This is a genomic window from Burkholderia sp. Ac-20392, from assembly GCF_017104585.1.
In the GTDB taxonomy this organism is placed as follows: domain Bacteria; phylum Pseudomonadota; class Gammaproteobacteria; order Burkholderiales; family Burkholderiaceae; genus Burkholderia; species Burkholderia lata.
In genome coordinates this window covers 1-1606 of record NZ_JAAGPB010000909.1, presented here as the reverse complement: position 1 = coordinate 1606, position 1606 = coordinate 1, and the positions used below count along the sequence as shown (strand labels likewise).

The window sequence follows — 1606 nt, the reverse complement described above, 5'->3', positions numbered from 1 at the left end:
CCTGTCGCTCGCGCGCACCGCGCACGTGACGCTGTCTGCCTGCGGCGTCGCGGCGCTGATCCGCAGCGCGCCGTGGCTGTACGAAGTGATCCGCTACGGCGGCGCGCTCTATCTCGCCTATGTCGCGATCCAGGTGTTCCGTTCGCCCGTGTTCGCGCTCGGCGATGGCGACGCGGCGGCGACGGCGGGCGAGTTGCGCCAGTCGTTCGTGAAGGGCTTGCTCACCAACCTGCTGAACCCGAAGGCGCTGCTGTTCTGCTCGGTGCTGCTGCCGCAGTTCGTGCGCCCGGAGGCCGGGCCGGTCGTGCTGCAGATGTTCGAGCTGGGTGCGCTGCTGGTGGCGGCCGGCGTGTGCTTCGACCTCGCATGCGTGTTCGGCGCGTCGCGGATCGCCGCGTGGATGCGCGCGCATCCGCTCGCGCAGACGGTGCAGCGCTGGACGTTTTCCGCGGCGCTGATCGGCTTTGCGCTGCGCCTGTCGATGGACTGAGTGCCGCGGCGGCGTCGCGCCGGCGCAGGTTGCGCGGCGCGTCGCCGCACCGGATGAAGGCCGCGTGCAACGCCGGCCCGCGCGTGCGCCCCGTCGCAGAAGGGCGTGCGCGCAAATCGTCTGACTGATCTAAACTCCCTGTTACTTCGCGCTGCGCGAACCCGACCGACCGAACGGAACCGTCTCCCGCCGGCCCTGTCCGATTTCCTGGCTGTTCCGTGCAACGCGGTACCAAGGAGGGTCTGAACATGGCAAGGCATCTTCACGCCGACCGTGAACCCCGAATCGTCGCCGAGTCCAAGTGCCTCGGCCCATGCGATCCGGCAGAACGCATCCACGTCACGATCATGTTGCGGCGGCAGGAAGAAGGGCAACTCGATACGCTGCTTCACCAGCTCGCCACCGGCGACGCGCAAGCGAAACCGGTGTCGCGTGCCACCTTCGCGCAACGCTTTTCCGCCAATCCCGACGATATTCGCAAGGCCGAGGACTTCGCGCGTCGTCACCAGCTGACGGTCGATCGCGTCGATCCCGTTGAAAGCGTCGTCGTGCTGTCCGGCACGATCCAGCAGTTCGAAGCCGCGTTCGGCGTCAAGCTCGAGCGCTTCGAGCATCAGTCGATCGGCCAGTATCGCGGCCGCTCCGGCCCGATCGCGCTGCCCGACGATCTCGGTGACGCCGTCACGGCCGTGCTCGGCCTCGACAGCCGTCCGCAGGCGCGGCCGCACTTCCGGCTGCGACCACCGTTCAAGCCCGCGCGCGGCGGCGCGGCGGGCGTCACGTTCACCCCGATCCAGCTGGCATCGCTGTACGGCTTCCCGGCCGGCGACGGCGCGGGGCAGTGCATCGCGATCATCGAACTCGGCGGCGGCTACCGCGCGGCCGACATCCAGCAGTATTTCCGCGGGCTCGGCATCACGACCCCGCCGACGCTCGTCGACGTGAACGTCGGCACCGGCCGCAACACGCCGACCGGCGACCCGAGCGGCCCGGACGGCGAAGTCGCGCTCGACATCGAGATTGCCGGCGCGATCGCACCGGCCGCGAAGATCGCCGTGTACTTTGCGGCGAACAGCGACGCGGGCTTCATCCAGGCCGTCAACGCGGCCGTCAGCA

2 protein-coding genes are annotated in these 1606 nt (G+C 69.4%); both read left to right on the top strand.

What is annotated here, in order from left to right; genetic code table 11:
- A partial coding sequence (locus G3N99_RS39620) for a LysE family translocator (RefSeq protein WP_206125120.1) occupies positions 1-490 on the top strand: 490 nt, incomplete at its 5' end.
- 248 nt (positions 491-738) lie between these two features.
- The coding region (locus G3N99_RS39615; protein WP_241012082.1) for a protease pro-enzyme activation domain-containing protein at positions 739-1606 on the top strand (868 nt) is incomplete at its 3' end.